20 protein-coding genes and 1 pseudogene are annotated in these 24,017 nt (G+C 61.4%); 12 read left to right on the plus strand and 9 right to left on the minus strand.

Translation table 11 applies throughout. From position 1 onward, the window contains the following. Positions 1–77: 77 nt before the first annotated feature. From KGA83_RS13845 to gcbA, 3 genes are all read right to left on the minus strand, one after another. Positions 78–1,823, minus strand: a complete 1,746-nt coding sequence (locus KGA83_RS13845; protein ID WP_223529908.1) for a protein-disulfide reductase DsbD — start codon at positions 1,821–1,823, stop codon at positions 78–80. A gap of 163 nt (positions 1,824–1,986) precedes the next feature. Next, on the minus strand, positions 1,987–3,933 hold the full coding sequence (locus tag KGA83_RS13850; protein WP_223529909.1) for a methyl-accepting chemotaxis protein: 1,947 nt from the start codon (positions 3,931–3,933) through the stop codon (positions 1,987–1,989). Positions 3,934–3,985: 52 nt separating this feature from the next. Next, on the minus strand, positions 3,986–5,656 hold the full coding sequence (gene gcbA, locus KGA83_RS13855; RefSeq protein WP_108219839.1) for a diguanylate cyclase GcbA: 1,671 nt from the start codon (positions 5,654–5,656) through the stop codon (positions 3,986–3,988). A 487-nt stretch (positions 5,657–6,143) separates the two neighbouring features. Between gcbA and KGA83_RS13860 the strand changes: the two genes are divergently transcribed. The 6 genes from KGA83_RS13860 (at position 6,144) to KGA83_RS13885 (ending at position 12,925) form a co-directional block, all read left to right on the plus strand. Further along, positions 6,144–7,211 carry a DUF2333 family protein gene (locus tag KGA83_RS13860; RefSeq protein WP_108219840.1) on the plus strand — a complete coding sequence of 356 codons (1,068 nt, stop codon included), beginning with the start codon at positions 6,144–6,146 and terminating at the stop codon, positions 7,209–7,211. Between the two features lie 3 nt (positions 7,212–7,214). Further along, positions 7,215–7,772, plus strand: coding sequence for an NUDIX hydrolase (locus KGA83_RS13865; RefSeq protein WP_108219841.1), 558 nt, complete (start codon positions 7,215–7,217; stop codon positions 7,770–7,772). A 300-nt stretch (positions 7,773–8,072) separates the two neighbouring features. Next, on the plus strand, positions 8,073–8,444 hold the full coding sequence (locus KGA83_RS13870) for a translation initiation factor Sui1 (protein ID WP_008053936.1): 372 nt from the start codon (positions 8,073–8,075) through the stop codon (positions 8,442–8,444). 218 nt (positions 8,445–8,662) lie between these two features. Then, positions 8,663–10,576, plus strand: coding sequence for an arginine decarboxylase (gene speA, locus KGA83_RS13875; RefSeq protein ID WP_115947750.1), 1,914 nt, complete (start codon positions 8,663–8,665; stop codon positions 10,574–10,576). Positions 10,577–10,808: 232 nt separating this feature from the next. Then, complete coding sequence (locus KGA83_RS13880; protein WP_108219843.1) at positions 10,809–12,128, plus strand: type VI secretion system Vgr family protein; 1,320 nt, start codon at positions 10,809–10,811, stop codon at positions 12,126–12,128. After that, positions 12,125–12,925, plus strand: a complete 801-nt coding sequence (locus tag KGA83_RS13885) for a DUF4123 domain-containing protein (RefSeq protein WP_223529910.1) — start codon at positions 12,125–12,127, stop codon at positions 12,923–12,925. The genes KGA83_RS13880 and KGA83_RS13885 overlap by 4 nt, the downstream gene beginning before the upstream one ends. Before the next feature lie 11 nt (positions 12,926–12,936). On the opposite strand, the gene KGA83_RS13890 is transcribed toward KGA83_RS13885, so the two are convergent. Together KGA83_RS13890 and KGA83_RS13895 are read right to left on the minus strand one after the other, a co-directional pair. Next, a complete protein-coding gene (locus KGA83_RS13890) occupies positions 12,937–14,286 on the minus strand; it encodes an MATE family efflux transporter (protein ID WP_108219845.1) in 1,350 nt (449 codons plus the stop codon). Positions 14,287–14,440: 154 nt separating this feature from the next. Beyond that, on the minus strand, positions 14,441–14,734 hold the full coding sequence (locus tag KGA83_RS13895) for a hypothetical protein (RefSeq protein ID WP_108219846.1): 294 nt from the start codon (positions 14,732–14,734) through the stop codon (positions 14,441–14,443). Positions 14,735–14,891: 157 nt separating this feature from the next. Between KGA83_RS13895 and KGA83_RS13900 the strand changes: the two genes are divergently transcribed. The 5 genes from KGA83_RS13900 to KGA83_RS13920 all read left to right on the plus strand — a co-directional run bounded on the left by KGA83_RS13900 (position 14,892) and on the right by KGA83_RS13920 (position 17,970). Further along, the gene (locus KGA83_RS13900) at positions 14,892–15,194 is read left to right on the plus strand and encodes a MazG-like family protein (RefSeq protein WP_085727452.1); all 303 of its coding nucleotides are present in this window, start codon (positions 14,892–14,894) and stop codon (positions 15,192–15,194) included. After that, positions 15,194–15,943 carry a methyltransferase domain-containing protein gene (locus KGA83_RS13905; protein ID WP_108219847.1) on the plus strand — a complete coding sequence of 250 codons (750 nt, stop codon included), beginning with the start codon at positions 15,194–15,196 and terminating at the stop codon, positions 15,941–15,943. Before KGA83_RS13900 ends, KGA83_RS13905 begins: the two co-directional genes overlap by 1 nt. A 12-nt stretch (positions 15,944–15,955) precedes the next feature. After that, complete coding sequence (locus KGA83_RS13910; RefSeq protein WP_108219848.1) at positions 15,956–16,564, plus strand: DUF4136 domain-containing protein; 609 nt, start codon at positions 15,956–15,958, stop codon at positions 16,562–16,564. Between the two features lie 55 nt (positions 16,565–16,619). Further along, positions 16,620–17,183, plus strand: coding sequence for a DUF4136 domain-containing protein (locus tag KGA83_RS13915; RefSeq protein WP_223529911.1), 564 nt, complete (start codon positions 16,620–16,622; stop codon positions 17,181–17,183). Positions 17,184–17,619: 436 nt separating this feature from the next. Next, positions 17,620–17,970, plus strand: a complete 351-nt coding sequence (locus tag KGA83_RS13920; RefSeq protein WP_108219850.1) for a DUF6124 family protein — start codon at positions 17,620–17,622, stop codon at positions 17,968–17,970. A gap of 67 nt (positions 17,971–18,037) precedes the next feature. Here the strand turns inward: KGA83_RS13920 and KGA83_RS13925 are convergent, their stop codons facing one another. Next, positions 18,038–18,892, minus strand: coding sequence for a MaoC family dehydratase (locus KGA83_RS13925; protein ID WP_223529912.1), 855 nt, complete (start codon positions 18,890–18,892; stop codon positions 18,038–18,040). 2 nt (positions 18,893–18,894) lie between these two features. Beyond that, on the minus strand, positions 18,895–20,247 hold the full coding sequence (locus KGA83_RS13930) for a 3-oxoacyl-ACP reductase (protein ID WP_223529913.1): 1,353 nt from the start codon (positions 20,245–20,247) through the stop codon (positions 18,895–18,897). 216 nt (positions 20,248–20,463) lie between these two features. Here KGA83_RS13930 and KGA83_RS13935 point away from each other — a divergent pair, with 216 nt between their 5' ends. Further along, on the plus strand, positions 20,464–21,741 hold the full coding sequence (locus KGA83_RS13935) for an acetyl-CoA C-acetyltransferase (protein WP_108219853.1): 1,278 nt from the start codon (positions 20,464–20,466) through the stop codon (positions 21,739–21,741). A gap of 138 nt (positions 21,742–21,879) precedes the next feature. Here the strand turns inward: KGA83_RS13935 and KGA83_RS30050 are convergent, their stop codons facing one another. Together KGA83_RS30050 and KGA83_RS30055 are read right to left on the minus strand one after the other, a co-directional pair. Then, positions 21,880–22,647 (minus strand): methyl-accepting chemotaxis protein, encoded by a 768-nt coding sequence (locus tag KGA83_RS30050; RefSeq protein ID WP_371920820.1) that lies wholly within the window; start codon positions 22,645–22,647, stop codon positions 21,880–21,882. A 90-nt stretch (positions 22,648–22,737) separates the two neighbouring features. After that, positions 22,738–23,928 (minus strand): annotated as a pseudogene (locus KGA83_RS30055) (cache domain-containing protein); the annotation flags it as partial. Positions 23,929–24,017 lie beyond the last annotated feature (89 nt).

Raw genomic sequence — 24,017 nt, forward strand, 5'->3', positions numbered from 1 at the left:
AAGCCTTTGTGACTGTCCAGTTCTCTGCAATAGCCAGCACAATGACCGATGTTTGCGCGAAATATATGACTGCTCGATTAAATTGGGTCATTCGCCCGGGTAACGCGCTCGGCGAAGTCTTTGGCGTTGATCTCGCCGATCACCCGCACATCGGCACGTTCGACGCCATCCTTGCCGAAAAACATCAGGGCCGGTGGGCCGAACAATTGATAACGGTCGAGCAGGGTGCGCTGTTCGGCGTTGCTGGCGGTGATATCGAAGCGGATCAGCCGGTAACCCTTGAGGCGTTCGACGACGACTGGGTCGACCAGCACCTCATGTTCGATGACTTTGCAGCTGATGCACCAGTCGGCATACCAGTCGAGCAGCAGCGGTGTACCGGACGACCGGGCCTCGGCGAGCGTGCGGTCCAGATCGGCGGAAGTGCTGACGGTTTGCCAGGCGCTGGTGCCTTGCACAGGCTGGTTGCTCTCGACGACGCGCGGCTGGCCAATCGGGTTGAACGGGTCGGTCTGGCCGCTGAGCGCGCCGTACCAGCAGGCCAGGGCGTAAAACACCAGGAACATTGCGAGCAACTGTACGAGGCGCTCGCGCGGCGGTTTGTAGACGAATTCCAGCGCGCCCATGAACAGCCCGACGCCACCGGCCAGCAGACCGATCAACAGCAAGGTGACCTGGCCGGGCAAGACGCGGCTGAGCAGGCCGATCGCCAGTCCCAGCAATAACACACCGATCGCGTTTTTCACGTAGACCAGCCACGGCCCGCTTTTCGGCAGCCAGGCTGCGCCACCGGTGGCCACCAGCAACAGTGGTGCGCCCATGCCGAGACCGAGCATGAACAGTTTCAAGCCGCCGCCCAGCGCATCGCCACTGGCGCTGATGTACAGCAGTGCGCCGGCCAAGGGCGCCGAAACACAGGGTGAAACCAGCAAGCTGGAGACCACGCCCAACACCGCAGCCCCCCACAGTGAACCGCCTTTGGTGCGACCGGCGATGCGGTCCAGGCGACTGCTGATGGCGTGCGGCAATTTGAGTTCGAAGACGCCGAACATCGCCAGTGCGAACAGCGCAAAAAACATCGCGAAGGGTACCAGCACCCAGGCCGATTGCAGCCGCGCCTGCAGATTGAGCTGGGCACCGAACAGCCCCATCAGCGCACCGAGCAGGGCAAAGCAGGCGGCCATCGGCAGCACATAGGCCAGTGACAGATTGAAACCGCGCCAGCCGCCGACCTGACCGCGCAGCACCACACCGGACAGGATCGGCAGCATGGGCAGCACGCATGGCGTGAAAGTCAGGCCCAGACCCGCGAGGAAAAACAATGCCAGTTCGCGCCAGCTCCATGGATAAACCGTCGCTGGAGCGCCGCTGCCGTCGATGCTCAGTCGCTCGGTTTCCGGCGGATAGCACAGGCCTTTGTCGGCGCAACCCTGATAGGTCACGGCCAGAGTGAAGGCACGTTGGTCGGTGCGCGGCAACTCGACGTCGAGAATGCCGTGGTAGACCTCGACATCGCCGAAGTATTCATCGTGTTTTTTCTGGCCGTCGGGCAGTTTCGCCGCGCCGAGGACAACATCGGCGGGATCGGCGCGAAACTGAAAACGGTGCCGGTAGAGGTAATAACCTTCGGTGGCGACGAAGCGCAGTTTGATCGATTGCGGCGTGCTTTCTACCAGACTCAGTTGAAAGGCTTCGCGCACCGGCAGGAAGTCGGCGCTGTTGTTGATCGAGCCCAGGCTTGAGCTGGGCCGGTTCTCCAGCAGACCAGTGGCGCTGGCCGGCAGGGCGAACACTAATAACAGCAGGCAAAGCAAACGGCGCATGACAATCTCGCGTATCGGAATTGGGGGGATGATAGCGGACGGCGGCGGGGCGTGCAGAGCGACAGTTTTGTGGTGGATTGCCTGACGCTATCGCGAGCAGGCTCGCTCCTACAGGGGAATGCATTTCAAGTGTAGGAGCGAGCCTGCTCGCGATGGCTATCTGTCAGACGCGGAAGGCCTGAACGGCTGTATGCAGTCGACCTCCCAGCACCAGAAGATTTTCTCCCTGCTCACGCCCTTCGCCGATACGCAACAAGTTATCCCCACCCAGCTGGTGAATCCGCTCGCTGTGGTCACGGATCTCACTGACAGCACCGCTCTGCTGGGCAGTGACATCAGCAATTCGTATCGCCGTGTCGGAAATGGTCTGGATCGCCCCGACGATTTTATCCAGCGCGCCGTCAGCGGCCTGGGCCTGGCTGGCCGTGGCTTCGGCATGTTCGACCTGGGCGCGCATGCCTTCCACCGATTGCCGTGCGGCGGTTTGCAGCCCTGCGATCAGCGTCTGGATTTGCGCCGTGGCCCCGGCGGTACGTTGCGCCAGTGAGCGCACCTCTTCGGCCACCACGGCAAAGCCTCGGCCCATTTCCCCGGCCCGGGCCGCCTCGATGGCGGCGTTCAAGGCCAGCAGGTTGGTCTGGTCGGCAATCGAGCGAATCACCGTCAACACGCCGCCGATGGTGGCCGACTCTTCGGCCAGGTGTTCAATCATTTGTGCATTGCCTTGCACTTCATCCACCAGCGCATGCAGGCCGGTGAGGCTCAGGCCGATGACTTTCTGTCCATGCTCCACGGCGAGGCCAGCGTGGCGGCTGGCGTCGGCGGCCTGGCTGGCATCGCCGGCGACTTGTTGGATGGTCGCTTCCAGCTCACTGAGGGAATCGCGGATCAGCGCCGTGTCGCCGGCCTGATGCTCGGCGCCGCTGTGCAGGTCGTTGCTCAGGTCAGCCAGGGTGCGGCTGCTGCCGGCCACCTGTTCGGCGTTGCGGCGAATGGTCCCCACCAGGTCCACCAGATAGGCGCGCAAGCGGTTGAGCGACGCTTCAATGTCATGCAGTTCGCGGTTGGTGTTGCCCAGTTGAATGTCGCGGCTGAAGTCGCCTTCGGCCCAGGTCGACAGGGCCGGGGCGAGGTTGGTCAGGGTCCGGGCCAGTTTGCGCTGCAGGGTGTCTATCAGCAGTGCGATCAGCAGAATCAAGCCGATCATCACGCCTTGCATCAGCCGCACTTCACCCTGGATCTGCCCGTGCTGGGCGCGCACCACCGGTTCCAGCCTGGCAATGGCCTGTTGCACGTCGGCGATTTTCACGTGAGTCGCAGCGCTGAGGTCGGCGCGTCTCTGGATTTGATCGCGAGTGCGTCTGAGCTCGGCCGGATAGCGGGTGAGCAGGCTGTTGAGTTCGCGCTTGATGCCAACGCCAGCATCTTCGGCGACGGTTTTTTCCTTGTTCTCAAGGCCCATCATCGAGGCGAAATCATCGGTGTTCGACTCGCTGCTGGTGGTCACGCCCAGCAAGGGCAAGGCGTCCAGTTTTTCGGCCTGGGTGCGGATGTTGGCCACTTCACGTTCGACGTCGGCAGCCAGTTCGCTGCGGCCGCTGCTGACCAGTTTGTCCCGCGCGAGGGACAACTTACCCAGGTGCTGCGATGCGCTGAGCAGTGGCGTCAGGTAGGCCGTATTGCCACTGGCGTACTGGCTGAGCTGATCGAGACTGGCACCCAGTTCACGCTCGGCTTGCAGCAGCAAGGCCTGCGGATCGCCGGCCAGTTTGCCGGCGGCCAGCAGGTCGGTTTTGCTGAACGCTTCAAGGGTCGACAGGCTGGGGCGCAATGTCTCGGCCAAGGCCGGTGGCAATTCGCCGAGTTCTTTTTGCAGGTTGTCGATGCCTTGGGCGGCACTGCTCAGGCGCAATGCATCGCCGCTGGCGAGGTAATCCTCGACACTGCGGGCGACTTCATTCTGAAATTGCTGCGACAGGCCCAGGTAGCGCTCCATTAATAGATACGGACGCTCAAGGGCTTTCTGCGACCACCACAGCGTAGCGCCGAGGGCCATGCACACGGCCACCAGAAGGAGGGTATTGAGATTGGTCAGCAGCTTCAGGCGCATTACGGACTACCAACGGCAGAAATGGTAAGTGCCTGAAGTTATTGCGTTTCTGTTACAGGGTTATGACTGTATCGGTCGATTCCGATAAAAAAGTGGCACTTTGCTTTGATGTGCGAGCGGCCTGTATTCGATTGCGTCCGCCATGTTTGGCGCGATACAGCGCATCATCTGCCTGACTGGCCATCATCAGGCTGTCGGAGTTTTCGCATAACTCCACCAACCCGGCGCTGAAGGTGCACCACAGATCCTGAGGTTGTGCGGGGTAGTGAATCTCGGCAAAGCGCTGTCGGATTTCATCGAGCACGTTGTAGGCCGCTTCGATATCGGTGTCCGGCATGACAATGGCGAACTCTTCACCACCGTAGCGGCCAATGAAGTCGGTTTTGCGCAGGCGTTGCTTGAGAAACAGCGCCAGGCTCTTGATCACCCGGTCGCCCATGGGGTGGCCGTGGCTGTCATTGACCCGTTTGAAATGGTCGATGTCGAGCATGGCAAAGCTCAGCGGCTTGCTTTCGCGGCGGGCGCGGAACGAGCAGTCTTCGAGCAATTGCAGGATATGCGTGTGGTTGTACAGACCGGTGAGACTGTCGCGGACCATTCGTGCCTTGAGGTTGCGTGCCCGTGCCGCGCGGTTACGCACGGTAGTGATCAGGTGCCGGGGCTTGATCGGTTTGGTCAGGAAGTCATCGCCGCCTTCGCTCATGGCGTCGAGCTGTTTGTCCAGGTCGTCTTCGGCCGACAGGTAAATGATCGGCACGCTGACGTAACGGTCGTTATGGCGGATCACCTTGGCCAGTTCCGTGCCGGTGCAGGCCGGCATGTACATGTCGAGGATGATCAGGTCCGGCTGGAAATCCGCCAGTTCGGCCATGGCCTGGATCGGCTCGATCAACGTCCGGGTGACGATCCCTGCACTGTTGAGCAGGCGCTCGGTGTGCAGGGCCTGGGCGCGGGAGTCGTCGATGATCAGCACTTTATAAGGCTCGTATTGGGCAACGCAGGTCAGGACTTCGATTTTCTCCAGCAGGCTCGACGCTTCGAGGGTGCCGGTAAGGAACTCCTGACCACCGGCACGCACGGCGGCGAGGCGGGTCGGGGTGTCGGTTTCGTGCAGGCTGAAAAACAGCAGCGGCAAGCGATGGTCCAGGCCTTCCTGGGCTTCGGCGGCCAGTTTCAGACCGACACCGGCGCCACTGAAATCCACGTCCATGACAATCGCCGCTGGCAAGCGCTCGACCATCGATGAGCGAAACGCATCTACGCTGTCCAGGGACTGGGCACTGAGCCCGAAGAATTCCAGTTGTTTGGCCAGGCGCTCGGCGCGGCCGTGATCCTGCAGCATCACATAGACGGGCTTGCGCAGCGGTGGCAGGAAGGTCTGATCGAGTTGGTCGCCATGGCGCAGGCCGGTACGCGACAGGCGCTGCATCAAGCGATTGAGGTCGGTGATCAGGCCGCTGCTCAGGCGTCCGCGATTAGCGTCGACCGCCTCCAGGGACTGACCGATGTGGCGTGCCAATTGCGTGTGTTCCGGTTGTTCGAAGCGCTCGGCGAAACGCAACAGGCGCAGATTGGCCTCGCTCAATTGCGAAAGGTCGGCGGTGGACCACTCACTGCGTTGCAGGCGCTGCCATATCTCAAGAATCTGACGAGCCTGATGAATTACCCGCTGGGCAAAGTGGTGCTTGAGGCGCTCGCGGCTGGGGTCTTCTGGCTCGGTCATATCCTGACTACTAGTTAGGGTGCACACTGAGGTCGACTGGTGGCTCTATGCTAGCACCACTTTTCCATTACATGAGTGCTGTACGTCAATAATCTGCAATGTGGCTTCATTCAGTTTGTGACCGATCGGTCTGATGTCGGGCTGTCTAGTCGCCGTGTGCGGAGGTGAAGTGCCGTGAATCAGGGCACTTGACGGGCGCAGGGCGGCAATTGGCGGGTGACAGGCCATTGGCCATTTACGGCTGTCTGAGCAGTGCGGACCGGTCCGTTTTTATTGGCTTCAGGGAGTCAGGGATTCCCTTGGGACGTGTCATCCAAACCATTAGGAGGATTTCGACGGCAACACCTTCATCGGGTGGGCAGGAACTCTTTTCATCCGCAAGACCGGTAATTTTCCGCATCGGTGCGATGGCGGGTGCCGGGCCAAGGCACGTTGTTGTATGGTTGTGGTCGAACCGTTGACCTCAAGAGCTTGAAAGGAAATCGCCATGCTGGACTGGAAGAACCGCACAGGCAGTGCGCCTGAACGTGCCGCTGAACCGAAGTCGGAGACCCGCAGTTATCTGGGCGGTCTGTTGTTCAGCCGGGCGCTGGCCACTTTGCTGGGCATCTACCTGTTGGTGGCGAGTGTCCTGGGCTGGTACTGGAGCCAGGAGCCGGCGCTGTTCCCGGTCCAGCAGACCGCTCAACTGGCGGCCGAGAAAGAAGGCAAGCAGATGGTCGTCGGCTACACCACGGTGGAAACCCTGAAGACCGTCGCCGGCACCTTGCTGACCAAACCGGGTGGCTATATTTCCAACGACCGATTCCCGCCAGGCCTGTGGATGGACAACATGCCGAGCTGGGAATACGGCGTGCTGGTGCAGGTCCGCGACCTGAGCCGGGCAATGCGTAAAGACTTCGCCCGTTCGCAGTCGCAGTCCGCCGAAGACGCCGACCTGGCCAAGGCCGAGCCGCGTTTCAACTTCGACAACAAGAGCTGGGTGCTGCCGTCCAGCGAGTCCGAATATCAGGAAGGCATCAACTCCCTGAGCCGCTATCAAGCGCGCCTGTCCGATCCGAACCAGAAGAGCGCGCTGTTCTATGCCCGCGCCGATAACCTGAACAACTGGCTGGGTGATGTCGGCACCCGTCTGGGTTCGCTGTCGCAACGACTGTCGGCCAGTGTGGGCCGGGTCAAGCTCAACACCGCGTTGAAAACCGAGGTGGTAGCACCGGGTGTGGCGCCGCAGGTCGATGAAGAAATCGTTGAAACCCCATGGTTGCAAATCGACAACGTGTTCTACGAAGCCCGTGGCCAGGCCTGGGCGTTGTCGCATTTGCTGCGCGCCATCGAAGTCGACTTCGCCGACGTACTGGCAAAGAAGAACGCCACGGTCAGCGTGCGCCAGATCATTCGTGAACTGGAGGCGTCGCAGGAGCCGGTGTGGAGCCCGATGATCCTCAACGGCAGTGGCTTCGGCGTACTGGCCAACCACTCGCTGGTCATGGCCAACTACATTTCCCGGGCCAACGCCGCGGTGATCGATTTGCGTCAATTGCTCAATCAGGGCTGAGTCATGGTCGATAACGCCAGAGAAGCCGCGCACCGCGCGGCGTCCGATGCTGAACAGATCGCCTGGGTCGACGAGCAGGACAACCTGCTCGGCGCCCTGGTCCGTTCCGACTTGCGCGAACGTGGGCTGATCGGGCGTGGCACCTACATCATGTTGTTCAATTCCGCTGGCGAGTTGTGCGTGCATCGCCGCACGCTGAGCAAGGCGATCTATCCCGGTTACTGGGACGTTGCGGCAGGCGGCATGGTGCTCGCCAGTGAAACCTACGCCGAGTCGGCGGCCCGGGAGCTGGAGGAAGAACTGGGAGTGAGTGGCGTGGAACTTACCGCTCATGACCACTTTTTCTTCGAGGACACCGGCAATCGCCTGTGGTGTTCGGCGTTCTCGGCGGTGTGGGACGGCCCGTTGATCCTGCAACCGGAAGAGGTGCTGGAAGCGCGCTTTATTCCCATTGATCAGGTCATGCTGGAAATCGGGCAAAAGCCTTATTGCCCGGACTCTCTGGCCGCGTTGAAGCGCTATTTGCGCTCACGCCGGATCAACGTCGCAAAACAGCTATAAATTGGCGCCGATTGGCTCTTAGCAATCGGCGTTTTTGCCGTTACACTGCGCGACTTTTCAAACTGAACCGGTATTGCTGGTTATTGCTGTAGGAGCGAGCTTGCTCGCGATGAACTCAAAGACGATGCGTTCATTCTGGATGCCCGCGTTATCGTTGACGTCCATCGCGAGCAAGCTCGCTCCTACAGTGAAGTGAATGTTGTACCGTTTCAGTAGCGCTGCCCCTGCCTGAGTGGGGCTTCGCGGTCGATAGCCTTCCCAAGTGCTGCGACCAGTCTTTGTCCTCGAAGAGGATTGCCGGTGGCCAAAAAAGCCGCATCCTTCGCCGCCCTGGGCGGCCTGGTATTTTCCACCGACGCAGGTCGTCATTGCCCGGAATGCAGTAAACCGGTGGACGCCTGCATCTGCAAACAGACCGTTATCCCTGCCGGCGACGGCATCGCACGCGTGCGTCGCGAAAGCAAGGGCCGTGGCGGCAAGACGGTGACCACCATCACCGGCGTGCCGTTAGCTGAAGACGCGCTCAAGGACCTCGCCACGACGTTGAAGAAACGTTGCGGTACCGGTGGGGCGCTGAAAGACGGTGTCATCGAAATCCAGGGCGATCATGTCGAGCTACTCTTGGCAGAACTGATCAAGCTCGGTTTCAAAGCGAAGAAGTCCGGCGGCTAGCAGCCTCTGTGAAAACCACCCACGGCTTGATCCAGTCCCGATTCATTCTGGTCTGGCGTCGTCTCCATGGTTTTCACAGAGCCTGTTCATGACCGGTTTCTAAACTCACTGCGGTCAGCGAGGTCTACCCCCTCGTTGACGAACCGTCATTTTCATACTTTAGACTGCGCCGGCCTGAACCCAGGCGACGCTCTATGACTTCTTTATAGGGGACTTCGATGTCCGTACGACGCACACGCAAAGACGATGGCAGCCAATGGACAGTTGCGGACAGCCGCAGTGTTTACGGGATTCGCCATTGGGGGGCCGGGTATTTCGCGATCAATGACGCCGGTCGCGTCGAAGTTCGTCCGAACGGCCCGACCAGTTCGCCTATCGACCTGTTCGAGCAAGTCGACCAACTGCGCAAAAGCGGTTTGTCCTTGCCATTGCTGGTGCGTTTCCCCGACATCCTGCAAGACCGCGTGCGTCAGCTGACCGGTGCGTTCGACGCCAACATCGAGCGCCTGGAATATCAGAGCAAGTACACCGCGCTGTACCCGATCAAGGTTAACCAGCAGGAAGCGGTGATCGAAAACATCATTGCTACCCAGAACGTTTCCATCGGTCTGGAAGCCGGTTCCAAGCCGGAACTGCTGGCGGTACTGGCATTGGCGCCGAAGGGCGGCACCATCGTCTGCAATGGTTACAAGGACCGCGAGTTCATCCGTCTGGCGCTGATGGGCCAGAAGCTCGGCCACAACGTGTTCATCGTGATCGAGAAAGAATCCGAAGTCGGTCTGGTGATCGAAGAAGCGGCGGCGCTCAAGGTCAAGCCGCAGGTCGGCTTGCGCGTGCGTCTGTCGTCCCTGGCGTCGAGCAAGTGGGCAGACACCGGCGGCGAAAAATCCAAGTTCGGCCTGTCGGCCGCGCAGCTGCTGTCGGTGGTCGAGCGTTTCCGCGCTGCCGGTCTGGATCAGGGCATTCGCCTGCTGCACTTTCACATGGGCTCGCAGATCGCCAACCTCGCGGACTACCAGCACGGCTTCAAGGAAGCGATCCGTTATTACGGCGAGTTGCGCAACCTGGGCCTGCCGGTGGATCACATCGACGTCGGCGGCGGTCTGGGCGTGGACTACGACGGCACGCACTCGCGTAACGCCAGTTCGATCAACTACGACATGGACGATTACGCCGGCGTCGTGGTCGGGATGCTCAAGGAATTCTGCGACGCGCAGAGCCTGCCGCACCCGAACATCTTCTCCGAAAGCGGCCGCTCCCTGACCGCCCACCACGCCATGCTGGTGGTGCAGGTGACCGACGTCGAGAAACACAACGACGATGTGCCGAAGATCGATAACAAGGAAGAGCTGCCGGAAACCGTTCAGTGGCTGGTTGACCTGCTAGGCCCGACCGACATCGAAATGGTCACCGAGACCTACTGGCGCGCCACGCACTACATGAGCGACGTGGCCACTCAATACGCCGATGGCAAGCTGACCCTGGCGCAAAAAGCCCTGGCCGAGCAATGCTACTTCGCCGTTTGCCGCCGCCTGCACAACTCGTTGAAGGCTCGTCAGCGTTCCCACCGTCAGGTGCTCGACGAACTCAACGACAAGCTGGCTGACAAGTACATCTGCAACTTCTCGGTATTCCAGAGCCTGCCGGATACCTGGGCCATCGGCCAGGTCCTGCCGATCCTGCCGCTGCACCGTCTCGACGAAGAGCCGCTGCGCCGTGCCGTGCTGCAAGACCTGACCTGCGACTCCGACGGCAAGATCAAGCAGTACGTCGACGAGCAGAGCATCGAGACCAGCTTGCCGGTGCACGGTCTGAATGAAGGTGAAGACTATCTGCTGGGGATCTTCCTGGTGGGCGCCTACCAGGAAATTCTTGGCGACATGCACAACCTGTTCGGTGACACCGATTCGGTGAACATCTACCAGAACGCCGACGGTAGCGTGTACCACGCCGGTATCGAAACCCACGACACCATCGAAGACATGCTGCGTTACGTGCACTTGTCGCCGGAGGAACTGATGACTCACTACCGCGACAAGTGTGCCAGTGCCCGCATCAGCGCCACCGAGCGCACGCAGTTCCTCGATGCCTTGCGTCTGGGGCTGACCCGTTCGTCTTACCTGTCTTCCTGAGGTAAGCGCCACGCTCATCAGGTTGTCTGAAAATTTTCCGTTTGCCGCGGAAATTTCAGATGACCTGGTGCGGCAATTCTCCTATTCCAGGCGAAATTTCCCGCGTCCTCGGCCACCCAAAGCATTTGGTCTCCTTTTCGCGTAGGTTATTTCCTAATTTGTATTTCGGCACTCTACTCGGCCATGTCTCTCAGCGAGAATCCCCGGCCGCCCCTCCTGTAGAGAAACGCCGATGTTCAATCCAGTCAGCGAACCGTCATTTCGTCTGGATGTAGCAGGTCTGCCCGACTCCTTTGAGGTCCTGGCCTTTACCGGTAAAGAGGCCATCAGCGAGCCGTTCGTGTTCGACCTGGAACTGCTGATCGATGACCCGGTACTTGACCTTGCCAGTTTGCTGTACCGCCCGGCCTCGTTGCATTTCGGACCAGCTGGAAACTGCGTGCATGGACAATTGCATGAACTCGTCCAGCGTGATCATGCCTCGGGACCCCGGCTCTGCCAGGTGCGTCTGGGGCCAAAACTGGCTTGTCTGGCCCAGCGCTTCAGCCAACGAATTTTCAGCGCCCTTTCAGTGCCGCAAATCCTCGACCGGGTGCTCAAGGAACACGGCATTACCGGCAAGGATCGACGTCTGGCGCTGAGCGGCGAATACCCGCCCCGGGATTTCTGCACGCAATATCGAGAGTCGGATCTGCAGTTTCTCCAGCGACTGTGCGCCCAGGAACGGCTGCACTACCACTTCGAACACCGGGCCCGCGGGCACTGTGTGGTGTTTGGGGATGATCATCAGCATTTTCCAACCGGCGAACCTGCGGTATTGCGCAGCGAGGGCGATTGGCCGGCGGTGCGGCAGTTCGAACGTCAGCACTGCGGTGGGACCGCGGCGCAGAGTGCCGAATGCCGGACAGACCTGATGACCTTGCGCAGCGGTTGGCTGATGCCGCTGTCCGGTCATCCGGTTGCCGAATGCAATCGCCTCTGGTTGCTGACCCACATTGAGCATTGGGGCGGTCAGGATACGGCGACGCCTTACCACAATCAGGCCCGTGCCCTGCAGTGGCCGACACCCTTCGCGCCGCCCTGTGTGACGGTCAAACCACAAATGCATAGCCTGCAACGGGCGTGGGTCGTCGAGGTCGACGAACCAGGCCCAGACCCGGCAAGGCCGGTACCGGTGCAGTTCGACTGGCTTTATCAGGGCGAAGGGGCTGCGCCCAGCCATTGCTGGTTACCCCTGTCCAGGCAACTGCAGGCATCGACGTTCTTGCCATTGCGGGAAGGGACTGAGCTGGTCGTGGGATTTGTCGAGGGCGATCCCGATCAACCGCAGATAATCGGGCTGCTGCATGCGCCGGCAACGGTCGAAGTGACGGCCCCTGATACCCCCCAGCCTGGCTGCGCCCCTGATGAGGGCCTGGAGCAATGGTTGCGGTCGGGAGAGCCATTGCTGGTGTTGTGCCTGCTGCCCGGCGGTGGCAGTTTCAACCATTGCGCACAGGCGTTGTGCACCTGTCGTCTGGCGACGCAGCTTGGCCAGAGCTCTGGAGCATGATCGCCACACGCACGCCGGAGGCACCCCCGCAGTGGCTGTTGCTGGATGTGCCGGGCACGCCGCAGGCGGGTGTCACACTTCGGCAGATGTTTGCACAAGCCCGGTGCTTCGGGTTGTTCGAGGGTACGGAGTGGCATGCGCTGCATGAGCAGGGACCGGTCCTGGTCGATCTGCGCACCTGCCCGGCACTGGCCGATTTATGCATAGTCGACGGACAACGCTGGCCCGGATTGCTGATGGTCAGCGAGGCCAGCGCTGCGTCGTTGCTGGCGCATTTGCGGCGCATGCTCACGGTCACGCTTGGCCTGCACCGGGCCCTTTTGAGCTACTACAACCCGATCACGGCGAGCTATTTCTTCGATGCCTGCGATGCCGTTGAACTGAGTCGCTGGCTCGGGCCCATCAACCAGTTGCGCTGGTTCGGTGGCAGCTGGGCCGACCGCGCGATGGGCTGTGAGGGCTGGCAGCGCTTGTCCAACCCGGGGCTGGCGGTCAGCCCGTTGGCAGTTGAGGAGAGCCTCAGCGCCGGGCAACAGGAAAAGCTGCAAACCTGCCTGCTCGAGCAGCAGGCCTGGCGGTGGAGCCAATCCACCGGTGCCGATTTCTCCCGCCTGTGGGCCCATGTGCAAGAAGGGGTGGCGTTGGGTTTCAGTGAGCGCCCGGTGCTTGATGGCTGGATATGGCTGCGCTTGCAGTATCCCGACGCCGTGCCCGTGCAGCCGTTGCCGGGGCGGACTCAACAGGAACGCCTCGATAGCCTGCGTCACTTGTGGCAGGACGATCCACCCTGGTCATGAGGTCGCCCCGTTCAGTGTGTGCTGCCGGCGAACCAGCCATCGTGACGGCGCAGGCGCCAGGCGATTGCGCCAAGGGTCAGACTGCGCAGCAGCATGAACACCAGAAAGGTTATCCACAGGCCATGGTTGCCCCCGCCTTGCAGCGCCCAGCCGAAAGGCAGCACCAGCGCCACGGTCAGCAGCATGCCGTTGCGCATTTCCCGGGCGCGGGTGGCGCCGATGAACAGGCCGTCGAGCAGGTAACTCCAGACGGCAATCAGCGGCAGTACGGCGAGATAGGGCAGGTAGATGAACGCGGTGTCGCGCACACTTTGAATGTCGGTCTGCATCTCGATGAACAGATGCCCGGCGAACAGAAACAGCGCGGCAAAGCCCAGGCTCGCCAGCAACGACCAGCCGCCGGCCACCACCAATGAACGGCGCAGGGCATCGCGATTGCGGGCGCCAAGCGCATGTCCGCACAGGGCTTCGACGGCGTGGGCCAGGCCATCGAGGGCATGGGCGGTCAGCAGCAAGCCATTGAGCAGCAGGGCATTGGCAGCGACCGTGGCATCGCCCAGCCGCGCGCCTTGCACCGTGATCAGGAAAAACACCGATTGCAGCGCCAGGCTGCGGATGAAGATGTCGCGGTTGACCGCCAGCAATGGCCGCCAACTCTGCCACAGTGCCAATGCCGCCCAGACGATATGCCCGGGGTAGGCGCGCAGGGCTTTGCGGGTCATCAGCAAACCGATCAGTGCCCCCGTCCATTCGGCAATTACCGAAGCCCGGGCCGCACCAACCACGCCCCATTCCAGGCCGAGGACGAACCACAGGTTCAGGGCAATGTTGACCAGGTTGGTGCTCAGCAAAATCGCCAGCGGCGCCCGGGCATTCTGGGTGCCGAGAAACCAGCCGACCAGTGCATAGCTGGCGAGCGCCGCCGGCAGGCCAAACAGGCGGGTGTGGAAGAACTCTCGGGTCAGTTGATCGAGCTCAGCCGACGGTTGCATGAAGTGCAACGCGATCCCGCTCAATGGCACGCCCACCGCACCCAACACCACGGCCAGGCCGATGGCGAGCAGCAGGCCTTGTAATAGAATCTGCCGCAAAGCCGCACCATCCCCGCGTCCGGCCGCCTGGGCGGCGAACCCGGTGGAGCCCATGCGCAGAAAACCCATGGCCCAGGCAAGGAAGGTGTACAGGCTGGCCCCGACCGCGACGGCGCCAAGTTGATGGGCATGGGGCAGGTGACCGATGACGGTGCTGTCGACCAGGGCCACCAGCGGGACGGAAATGTTCGAAAGAATCATTGGTGCGGCGAGTGCCCAGACCCGGCGATGGGTAGGGCGGTCGCGCCAGTCGGCGGTCAGGTTGGACATGCAGGCTCCTTGGGAGCAGGCATTGTAGCGGCACATTCCAGATATGCCGCGCTCCAATGTAAGAGCTGGCTTGCCAGCGAAGGCGTCCGCAAGTGCGATGCAATATTGGAGGACGCCTTCGCCGCCAAGCCGGCTCCTACAGGAATTGATGGTGTCAGTGGATGATCCAGCTGAGCAACCAAAGCCCCAGCACCAGCCAGATGATCCCCATGATGAACGACGCATTGAGAAAAGCGCGGATCGCCGACCACAGCAGTATCAGACCGAGGATCAAGGTCACGATGCTGATGACCGAGGTATCCATGCCCAGTGCCTGGGACAGGCCTTCGACAAAATTGCTGCTGGCGTTGCCCAAGAGATTGAACAGCCCGCTGAGGGCATCAACGATGAAGCGGATGATCGAGCCGAGTACCTGGCCGAGCCATTCGGAAAAACCTTCTACCTGCATGGAGTGAACGTCCTGATTAAAGAGAATTGAGTCTTGGGCTGTCGATCATGCTGCCGAGTCCCCACAAGCATAGAGGGTTGCACAGGTGAGCATGCAACTTCTGCCCCTTGCCTTCACCTGTGATCCCCCCGAAGCTATACGCCTTCAGGAGAGCCCGATGAACCTTGTTGAACTGACCGAACGCCTGCACGCCATCCGTGACCGCAATGACTGGCGGCAATTTCACAGCCCGAAAAACCTGGCCATGGCCGCGAGCGTGGAAATGTCCGAGCTGGTGGAGATTTTCCAGTGGCTGACCGAAGACCAGTCACGCCAGTTGCCGGCGGACAAACTTGCCCACGCCGGGCAGGAAGTCGGTGACATTGTGCTTTATCTGTTGCTGTTGTGCAGTGAGCTGGGCCTGGACATGGATGCCGTGGTGCGCAGCAAACTGGCGGACAGCGAACGGAGGTTCAGCTGATGAGCGACCGTCATTTCGATCAACTGGCGACCCGTTTCGCCGAAAAAATCTACGGCGGTGCCAAAGGTGCGATCCGTCTGGCGGTGTTGCAGGCCGATCTGGCCGAAACCTTGCCCGACCGGCCGTTGCGCGTTCTGGACATCGGCGCCGGCCTTGGCCATATGTCGTTGTGGCTGGCCCAGCGCGGCCATCAGGTGACCCTCGCCGAGCCGGCCGAACCGATGCTCGAAGGCGCCCGCCAGCGTTTTGCCGAAGCCGGGCAGAGCGCCACGTTCATTCAGGCACCCTGGCAGGAACTGCTCGGGCAGCTCACCGAGCCCTACGACCTGGTGCTATGCCACGCCGTACTGGAATGGCTGGCCGAACCCCACGCCATCCTGCCGGTGCTGCATCAGCTGACCAAGGCGGACGGCTGGCTGTCCCTGGCGTTCTACAACCGCGACGCGCTGATTTATCGCAACTTGCTCAAGGGCCATTTCCGCAAGATGCGCAAGAACGACATGGCCGGCGAAAAGCAGAGCCTGACCCCGCAGCAGCCCCTTGATCCGCGCGAGCTGGCGACGCAACTTGAAGGCTTGTGGAAGGTCGAAATACAGAGTGGCGTGCGAGTTTTTCACGATTACATGCCGGTGGAATTCCAGGCCCGCGCCGAGCTCGTGGACCTGTTGGAAATGGAGCTGGCCCACCGCCGTCATCCAAGCTTTGCCGGGCTTGGGCGTTACTTGCACTGGATCTGTCGGCCTGTCTGATCGGAGCACGAAATGAAAAATCATTCAGGTGTACTGGTGCTCTGCCTGGGGCTGGCGGCCTGTCAGGGCAGCAACCCCTATGTAGCCACCTCAACCCCTTTGCCACCGGCACCGCCCCAGGCTGCCAATACGTTCGATCGCAGCGCCTACCCGGCGCCGTCCCGTGACTATGGCAAGTACCGCAGTTGGGCCTGGCTCAACGGCCATCTGCCACCGGGCACCGCGTGGGCGGACTCGGCGCAGGTTGCCGAAGCGGTCAGCAATGCGCTGGATCAGCGGGGGTTGCGCCCGTTGCATGACAATCGTCCGGCGGACCTGTTTGTCAGCGCCGACCTTCGCCTGGAAACCCGCTTGCGTCAGGTTCAGGACGACTATTACGGCGGCGGTTATGGCGGCTACAACGGCTACCGCCCTGGATATGGCGGATACGCTACCGTGCCGATCATCCGTACCTATCGGGAACAGGTCGTGGTCGTGCAGGTGGACATGTTTGACGCCAAAAGCGGTCAACCGATATGGAGTTCCAGCGCTGAAACCGGCAACCGGGGCAGCGAAAGCGAGCGCGCCGATGCGATACGGGAGGCTGTGGAAAAGGCTATGTCGGCGTATCCTCCTAGTTAGCTTCTTGTAGATAAGAAGCATTCCACAGGATCATGTCTTCTACCGGAGAATCATCATGTTCCGCCGTTTTGTTTTACTGGCAGTGGCCGCACTGCTCAGTGCCTGCGCCGCCAACCAGGTCAATCATGACTTCGACGCCAGCCGCGACTTTGCTGCCTATCGCAGCTGGACCTGGAAAGAACCCGCCCTGCAATACCGTCCCGATGATCCGCGGATCAAGAGCGACCTGACCGAACAGCGCATCCGTCAGGCGGTTGCCGATCAACTGGATCAGCGCGGTCTGCGTCCGGCCGCTGCAGGCGCCAAGGGCGATTTGAATGTGCAGGCCTACCTGATTGTCGAAGAACGGCTGCAACAGGTGACCACCAATTACGGCGGCGGCTGGGGTTACCCATGGCATGGCTACTACGGCGCACCGATGTACAACGAAACCCGCAATGTCAGCTACAAAGTGGCGACCATCCAGATCGATCTGCTCGATGGCAAGGACGGCAAACTGGTGTGGCGTGGCAGTGACGAACAGATACTCAGCCGCACGCCGAACCCGACGGATCGTCGCGATGCCATCTGGCAAACGGTCACGCGGATATTGGCCAACTATCCACCGCACGCGTCCTAGAATCAGCCGGCCTCTCAACCCCTGTGCTCCCCGCAGGGTTTTTTTATGCTCGACTCTGGCGAGTTGTATCCCCCGACCCAACTGTGGGAGCGAGCTTGCTCGCGATGGCGGCCTGTCAGCCGACCAATCCTGTGTAGTTTTCCTCAAGTCCCGAGGAAACCTCCGACACGTTTTTCAGGTTGCCCGTCGGAAGCACGATCTCTAGCCTTTGTCTGTCGCTGCAAAATCAGTGATCGGGTTTGGTCGCCCGGGTTTAGAATGGCGCACAGTGCCGCGCGAGCGGCATTTTTTTGCTTGCTTAATGGCGAGCTGTGCGTGGGAGGGCCTAGGCCCTGCCGGGTTTCCATTCCCTGGTCGACCAACCTGCGTACGGTTCGCCACCCTTCTGCTTGGTCGCAGTGATGGCGAACTCCAAATTCAAGAATGGAGTTTCACCATGATCAAACCCACCCCAAATCCCCCCGAAACCGACGACGTTTCCCCATACCATTCCCCCCACTCAAACAAACTCCACGAAGCCGCCGACCGCGCCCTCGATCACTACCTCAATCCACCTAAGCAACCTGCCATTCACAAACCCAGCACGATGTTCGTCATTGCCCCGGATATCGATACCGAAACCCTGCTGGCCCACGCCTGTGAATCACTGGCGTCGGCGAGTGTGATGGCGAGTGATTTTGCGGGGTTTCTGGAGGGCTCGCAGCGCAACACTCTGCTGGGGATTGCGCAGGTGATCATGCTGGGTGAACTGGCTGTAAATAGGGCCTTGGATAATCTCGATCCGTAAGACTGACCACGGAGCTTCTGTGGCGAGGGAGCAAGCTCCCGAGCCACAGACATCGGCTATATCAGGATCAGGCAACCGGCCGCCAGTGCCCGACCATATGCTCCAGATCCCCGGCACCCACCAATTGCAGATCCCCGCTCGGTCCCGGCGCGCTGGCCAGCAACGTCACCTCACCGGGCAACCGTACCGGCTTCTTGAACTGCACCGCGATCTCGACATTCGCCGCTGGCAGATGCCCGGCCAGCGCAGCCAGCGTGCGCGCCTTGTTCCACAGACCATGGGCGATGGCGGTCGGGAAACCGAAGAGTCGGGCGCTGGCCGCGCTCAGGTGGATCGGGTTGTAGTCGCCGGACACCTTGGCGTATTGCCGGCCGATGTCCGAGGGCGCTTTCCAGTGCTCGATTTCGCTCAAGTCCTGGCTGGTTGTCAGAGGTTCTTCGAGCGGTTCACCCTCGAGTTTGACGCCGCGACAGAGCATCCGGCTTTGCGCTTCCCACAACGGCCCCAACTGATCGTCGAGGGTGGTGAGCAAATCGAACGTCGCGCCTTTGGCGTGGGGTTGCAGGTTCTGTACTTGTACGCTGACGCGCACCCGATTCACCCCGCCCATGGGGCGCAGCACACGAATGCGATTGCTCAGGTGTATCAGGCCCAGCAGCGGGAACGGGAAGTCCCTGGTCGTGAGCAATTGCATCTGCAAGGCAAACCCGAGGATGTGCGGGTAGGTCGGTGGCAGCAGGCCGTTGTCGGCGAAACCACAGACCGTGCGATAAGCCGCCAGGCGCTTGGGATCGACTTCGACCCAGCAATGCAAACCCGAATCGGGCAGGCGGCTGCCCGTGATTTTGCGCCGTGTCGCCGCTCGTGCGTACAACCCCGGCAGGCTCGGTTCGCGATTGAGTGTGTGCCAGTCGGTGATCATCCTTAAGCCCCCAGAGCGCTTTGACCACACACGCGCAACGCTTGCCCGGTGAACGCGCCGGTGCCCGGTTGCGCGAGCCAGGCCACGGCTTCGGCGACGTCTTGTGGCAAGCCGCCCTGGCCAAGCGAACTCATGCGCCGTCCGGCTTCGCGCAGGCTGAAGGGAATGTGCGCGGTCATTTGCGTTTCGATGAAGCCCGGCGCCACGGCGTTGATGCTGATACCGCGCTCGGTGAGCAGTGGCGCCCACGCTTGCGCCAGGCCAATGAGCCCGGCCTTGCTCGCCGCGTAATTGGTTTGCCCGCGATTGCCGGCGATGCCGCTGATGGACGCCAACAGGATCACCCGGCCGTTGTCGTGCAGGGTGCCGCTGTCGAGCAGGGCTTTGGTCAGCACTTGCGGCGCATTGAGGTTGACTGCCAGCACGGCGTCCCAGTATTCGGGGGTCATGTTGGCCAGGGTTTTGTCACGGGTGATGCCGGCGTTGTGCACCACGATGTCAAGGCCATCGGGCAAGTGTTCGATCAACTGCGCGGCGGCGTCTTCGGCGCAGATGTCGAGGGTGATGCTGCGCCCACCGAGGCGCGCGGCGAGGGCATCGAGATCGGTTTTGGCCGGGGGCACGTCGAGCAGGATGACGTCGGCACCATCACGGGCCAGGGTTTCCGCGATGGCGGCACCAATGCCCCGCGCCGCGCCGGTGACCAGTGCCTTGCACCCGGCGAGCGGGCGTGTCCAGTCGGTGACTGGCGTCGAGCACGAATTCAAGCGAATGACCTGCCCGGACACGAACGCGCTTTTGGGTGAGAGGAAAAACCGCAGCGGGCCTTCCAGTTGCGCCTCGGCCCCTTCGCCGACGTAGATCAATTGCAGGGTGCCACCGCTGCGTAATTCCTTGGCCAGGGAACGGCTGAAACCCTCCAGAGCACGCTGCGCACTGGCGGCGAACGGGGCGCGCAAGGTTTGCGGATCGCGCCCGAGAATCACCAGGTGGGCACAGTGTTCGAGGTTCTTCATCAGCGGCTGGAAAAACTCGCGCAGTTGCTTGAGTTGATCGGTGTGCAGCAGGTCACTGGCATCGAACACCACAGCCTTGAGTCTCGGTCCATGGCCGGGAATCCAGGCCGTGGCCATCGAAGGCTCGGTGCCGTAGCTGTAGATCGCGTCGGTCAGGCGGTTGGCAAAGGCGCTGACGTGTTCGGCCAATGGCCCGCCGCCGATCAACAACGCACCTTCCACGGGCCGCAGTCGGCCTGCTTGCCAGCGCTCCAGCCTGGTCGGCACCGGCAACCCCAGGGCGCCGACCAGACGATGGCCGATGGATGAGTTGGCAAAGTCGATATAGCGGTCAGACATGGAACGCGCTCCGAAAGCTGGGGATCAAAGTGTGGACCACGAGCGGCGATCAGTCGTTCGATCCACGAGATAAGGCCTACGCTTGGTCATTGTAGGAGCTGCCGAAGGCTGCGATCTTTTGATCTTGATTCCAAAAAGCCAAGTCAACAGATCGCAGCCTTCGGCAGCTCCTACAGGGGGGAGTTTCAAATTTGGCAATTTCATCAGGAGTTTTTCATGACCCAACTGCGCCGCGTCGCGATCATCGGCGGTAACCGGATTCCCTTCGCCCGCTCCAATGGCCCCTACGCCACGGCCAGTAACCAGGTGATGCTCACCGCCGCCCTCGAAGGCCTGATCGAACGTTACAACCTGCATGGCCTGCGCATCGGCGAAGTGGTCGCCGGGGCCGTGCTCAAGTTGTCGCGGGACATGAACCTTGCACGCGAGTGCGTACTGGGTTCGCGACTGTCGCCCGCCACCCCGGCCTATGACATCCAGCAGGCTTGCGGCACCGGGCTGGAAGCGGCGTTGCTGGTGGCGAACAAGATTGCCCTGGGCCAGATCGACTGCGGCATTGCCGGTGGTGTGGACACCACCTCGGATGCGCCGATCAGCGTCAGCGAAGGGCTGCGCAAAATCCTCCTGCAAGCCAATCGCGCGAAAACCACCGGCGACAAACTGAAAACCTTCCTGCAATTGCGACCCAAACATCTGATCCCCGAGTTCCCGCGCAACGGCGAGCCGCGCACCGGGTTGTCCATGGGGCAGCATTGCGAGTTGATGGCCCAGACCTGGAACATCCCTCGCGAAGCCCAGGATCAATTGGCGCTTGAGAGCCATCAGAAGCTGGCCGCGTCCTACGCCGAAGGCTGGCACAACGACCTGATGACACCGTTCCTGGGCCTGACCCGCGACAACAATCTGCGCCCGGACTCCACGCTGGAAAAGCTCGTCGCGCTCAAGCCAGCCTATGAGAAAAGTGCCAGGGGCACCCTGACCGCGGGCAACTCCACGCCGCTGACTGATGGCGCGTCACTGGTGCTGCTGGGCAGCGAAGAATGGGCCAAGGCACGCGGGTTACCGATTCTTGCCTACTGGCGCGACGGCGAGGCGGCTGCAGTGGATTTCGTCAACGGTGCCGAAGGGTTGTTGATGGCGCCGGTCTACGCCGTGCCACGTTTGCTGGCGCGCAATGGCCTGAGCTTGCAGGATTTCGACTACTACGAAATCCACGAAGCCTTCGCAGCGCAAGTGCTGTGCACGTTGAAGGCCTGGGAAGATCCGCAATATTGCAAAACCCGTCTCGGCCTCGATGCGCCGTTGGGCTCGATTGACCGCCGCCGACTCAACGTCAAGGGCAGTTCACTGGCGGCGGGGCACCCGTTTGCCGCCACCGGCGGGCGCATCGTCGCCAACCTGGCGAAGTTGCTGGATGCGGCGGGCAAGGGGCGGGGATTGATTTCGATTTGTGCGGCGGGCGGGCAGGGCGTGACCGCAATCATCGAACGCTAGGCAAAAACAACTGTAGGAGCGAGCCTGCTCCGGGCGGCGTTCCGACGATGGCGGCATATCAGTCAACATGGATGTTGAAGCTGATGGCCTCATCGCGAGCAGGCTCGCTCCTACAGGGTTTAGTGGTGATTTTGCGAATCAGGTACGGAACCTGCGCACCAACCCGTCCAGCTCATTGGACAACCCGGCCAGGCTCTGGGAATCCAGGCGCGCCGAGTTGGCCAGTTCCGCCACCAACTGCGCATCGCCGTGGATCTGGCTGATGTGCCGGTTGATGTCTTCGGCCACCTGATGCTGTTGTTCCGCCGCCGTGGCGATCTGGGTGTTCATGTCGCGGATCACGTCCACCGACTCGCGGATCTGCCCGAAGCTGCTGCGCGCCTCACCGATGCGCGTCACCGATTGCTGGGACACTTCCAGGCTGGCGTGCATCTGCTGGGTCACCTGGCTGGTGCGTTTGGCCAGGTTGCCCAGCAGGCCGTCGATTTCCGCCGTGGAGTCGGCCGTGCGCTTGGCCAGGGCTCGCACTTCGTCAGCCACCACGGCAAAACCGCGACCTTGCTCACCGGCCCGGGCCGCTTCGATCGCGGCGTTCAGCGCCAGCAGGTTGGTCTGTTCAGCGATCGAGCGGATGGTCCCCAGGATCGACTGAATGTCGTTGCTGTCGCGTTCGAGCTGTTGCATCGACTGGGCCGACTGTTCGATTTCCTGGCTCAGGCGATCAACGCTGTTCACCGCCGCATCGATCTGCTGCTGACCTTCGCGCGCCTGGCGCTGGCCACTGTCGGCAGACTCCGCCGCCTGGCTGCAAGAGCGCGCGACTTCGTTGGCGGTGGCGACCATTTCGTGGAACGCCGTGGAGACCATGTCCACCGCTTCACGCTGGCGTCCGGCGGCTTCGGCCATGTCGCTGGAGACCTGGGTCGAGCTCTTCGATGTGTCGAGGATCTTGCCCGCTGCACCGCCGATGTTCTGGATCAGGTTGCGAATCGCGGTCAGGAACTGGTTGAACCAGTTGGCCAGTTGCGCGGTTTCATCGTTGCCACGGATTTGCAGGTTCTGGGTCAGGTCGCCTTCGCCCTGGGCGATGCCTTCAAGGCCACTGGCCACGCTGCGGATCGGGCGCACGATGAGGCTGGCAAAACTGGCGCCGACGATGGCGAAGATGACGGCCAGGACGGCGGCGATGATGGCGATCAACCAGGTCAACTGGGTCGCGGAACTCATCACATCGTCCTGTTTGATCAGGCCGATGAAGGTCCAGCCCAGTTGCTCCGATGGCCAGACGTTGGCCATGTAGTGCTCACCGTTGAGCTCCACTTCCACCAGGCCCTTGCCGGCCTTGGCCAGTTGCGCGTAGCCGTCGCCAAGGCTGTTCAGGGGTTTGAAGTTGTGTTCCGGTTGTTTCGGATCCACCAGGACCATGCCGGTGTTTTCCAGCAGCATCAGGTAGCCGGTTTCACCGAGCTTGATCTGCTTGACGATTTCGGTGAGCTGCTTGAGCGTCACGTCGATGCTGACCACACCGCCGTTGGTGCCCAATTTGTTGTCGATGGTGCGCACGGTGCTGACGTAGGTCGCGTCGTCCTGGGCCCAGTAATAGGCCTCGGTGCGCAACGGTTTGCCCGGTTTGGCCTGGGCCGCCTTGTACCAGGGGCGCTGTCGCGGATCGTAATTGTTCAACTTCGGATCATCCGGCCACGACACGTAGCCGCCCGCCGCCGTGCCGAGGATGGCATAGGCGTAGGCCGGGTGGCTGTTGCCCAGGTCCTGAAGCAGGGCGAAGACTTTCTTGTCCGCCTCGCCCTGAGGGGCGCTCTCGGCGTTGGCAGCCATGTAAGTCTTGAGGCTGTCGTCGGAGTTTCGGATCAGCGGCTGCTTGGCCAGGTAATCGACGTTTTGGCTGATGCCGTCAAAGAACAATTGCATGGCGTTGCTGACCTGACGAATCTCGCGGGCACTGCCGTCGACGAATTCGTCCCTGGCATCACTGCGCAGGTTCAGCACAACGAGGGTGGCGACCAGCACCACGGGCAGGCAGGCGATGATTGCAAACGCCCAGGTCAACTTCTGTTTGATGTTCATCCGCGCTCCAGATTTTCTTGTAGGCCCACGCAGTGCAGATGACTCGCGGTTTATTGGCAGGCGTAAACGTTCTTGGTCAACCCGGGTCCTTGAGTGCGGCATCGCTATTATTGGGGGAGCGATTGTCGGACAAATCACTTTGTCACTAAGGACTTCGGCTGTTGTCGGAGGAAATTGAGGCTCGATGGGAA

The sequence above is a fragment of the Pseudomonas sp. GL-R-19 genome, assembly GCF_019956375.1.
In the GTDB taxonomy this organism is placed as follows: Bacteria; Pseudomonadota; Gammaproteobacteria; order Pseudomonadales; family Pseudomonadaceae; genus Aquipseudomonas.

Excerpts from the sequence above, each read along its gene's own strand:
- KGA83_RS13850 (WP_223529909.1), bottom strand. The coding sequence starts at position 3,933 with ATGCGCCTGAAGCTGCTGACCAATCTCAATACCCTCCTTCTGGTGGCC.
- KGA83_RS13910 (WP_108219848.1), top strand. The coding sequence starts at position 15,956 with ATGAAAAATCATTCAGGTGTACTGGTGCTCTGCCTGGGGCTGGCGGCC.
- KGA83_RS13845 (WP_223529908.1), bottom strand. The coding sequence starts at position 1,823 with ATGCGCCGTTTGCTTTGCCTGCTGTTATTAGTGTTCGCCCTGCCGGCC.
- KGA83_RS13905 (WP_108219847.1), top strand. The coding sequence starts at position 15,194 with ATGAGCGACCGTCATTTCGATCAACTGGCGACCCGTTTCGCCGAAAAA.
- KGA83_RS13920 (WP_108219850.1), top strand. The coding sequence starts at position 17,620 with ATGATCAAACCCACCCCAAATCCCCCCGAAACCGACGACGTTTCCCCA.
- KGA83_RS13895 (WP_108219846.1), bottom strand. The coding sequence starts at position 14,734 with ATGCAGGTAGAAGGTTTTTCCGAATGGCTCGGCCAGGTACTCGGCTCG.
- KGA83_RS13885 (WP_223529910.1), top strand. The coding sequence starts at position 12,125 with ATGATCGCCACACGCACGCCGGAGGCACCCCCGCAGTGGCTGTTGCTG.
- KGA83_RS13860 (WP_108219840.1), top strand. The coding sequence starts at position 6,144 with ATGCTGGACTGGAAGAACCGCACAGGCAGTGCGCCTGAACGTGCCGCT.
- KGA83_RS30050 (WP_371920820.1), bottom strand. The coding sequence starts at position 22,647 with ATGGCCGAAGCCGCCGGACGCCAGCGTGAAGCGGTGGACATGGTCTCC.
- KGA83_RS13925 (WP_223529912.1), bottom strand. The coding sequence starts at position 18,892 with ATGATCACCGACTGGCACACACTCAATCGCGAACCGAGCCTGCCGGGG.
- speA (WP_115947750.1), top strand. The coding sequence starts at position 8,663 with ATGTCCGTACGACGCACACGCAAAGACGATGGCAGCCAATGGACAGTT.
- KGA83_RS13915 (WP_223529911.1), top strand. The coding sequence starts at position 16,620 with ATGTTCCGCCGTTTTGTTTTACTGGCAGTGGCCGCACTGCTCAGTGCC.
- KGA83_RS13865 (WP_108219841.1), top strand. The coding sequence starts at position 7,215 with ATGGTCGATAACGCCAGAGAAGCCGCGCACCGCGCGGCGTCCGATGCT.
- KGA83_RS13900 (WP_085727452.1), top strand. The coding sequence starts at position 14,892 with ATGAACCTTGTTGAACTGACCGAACGCCTGCACGCCATCCGTGACCGC.
- gcbA (WP_108219839.1), bottom strand. The coding sequence starts at position 5,656 with ATGACCGAGCCAGAAGACCCCAGCCGCGAGCGCCTCAAGCACCACTTT.
- KGA83_RS13890 (WP_108219845.1), bottom strand. The coding sequence starts at position 14,286 with ATGTCCAACCTGACCGCCGACTGGCGCGACCGCCCTACCCATCGCCGG.
- KGA83_RS13880 (WP_108219843.1), top strand. The coding sequence starts at position 10,809 with ATGTTCAATCCAGTCAGCGAACCGTCATTTCGTCTGGATGTAGCAGGT.
- KGA83_RS13930 (WP_223529913.1), bottom strand. The coding sequence starts at position 20,247 with ATGTCTGACCGCTATATCGACTTTGCCAACTCATCCATCGGCCATCGT.
- KGA83_RS13935 (WP_108219853.1), top strand. The coding sequence starts at position 20,464 with ATGACCCAACTGCGCCGCGTCGCGATCATCGGCGGTAACCGGATTCCC.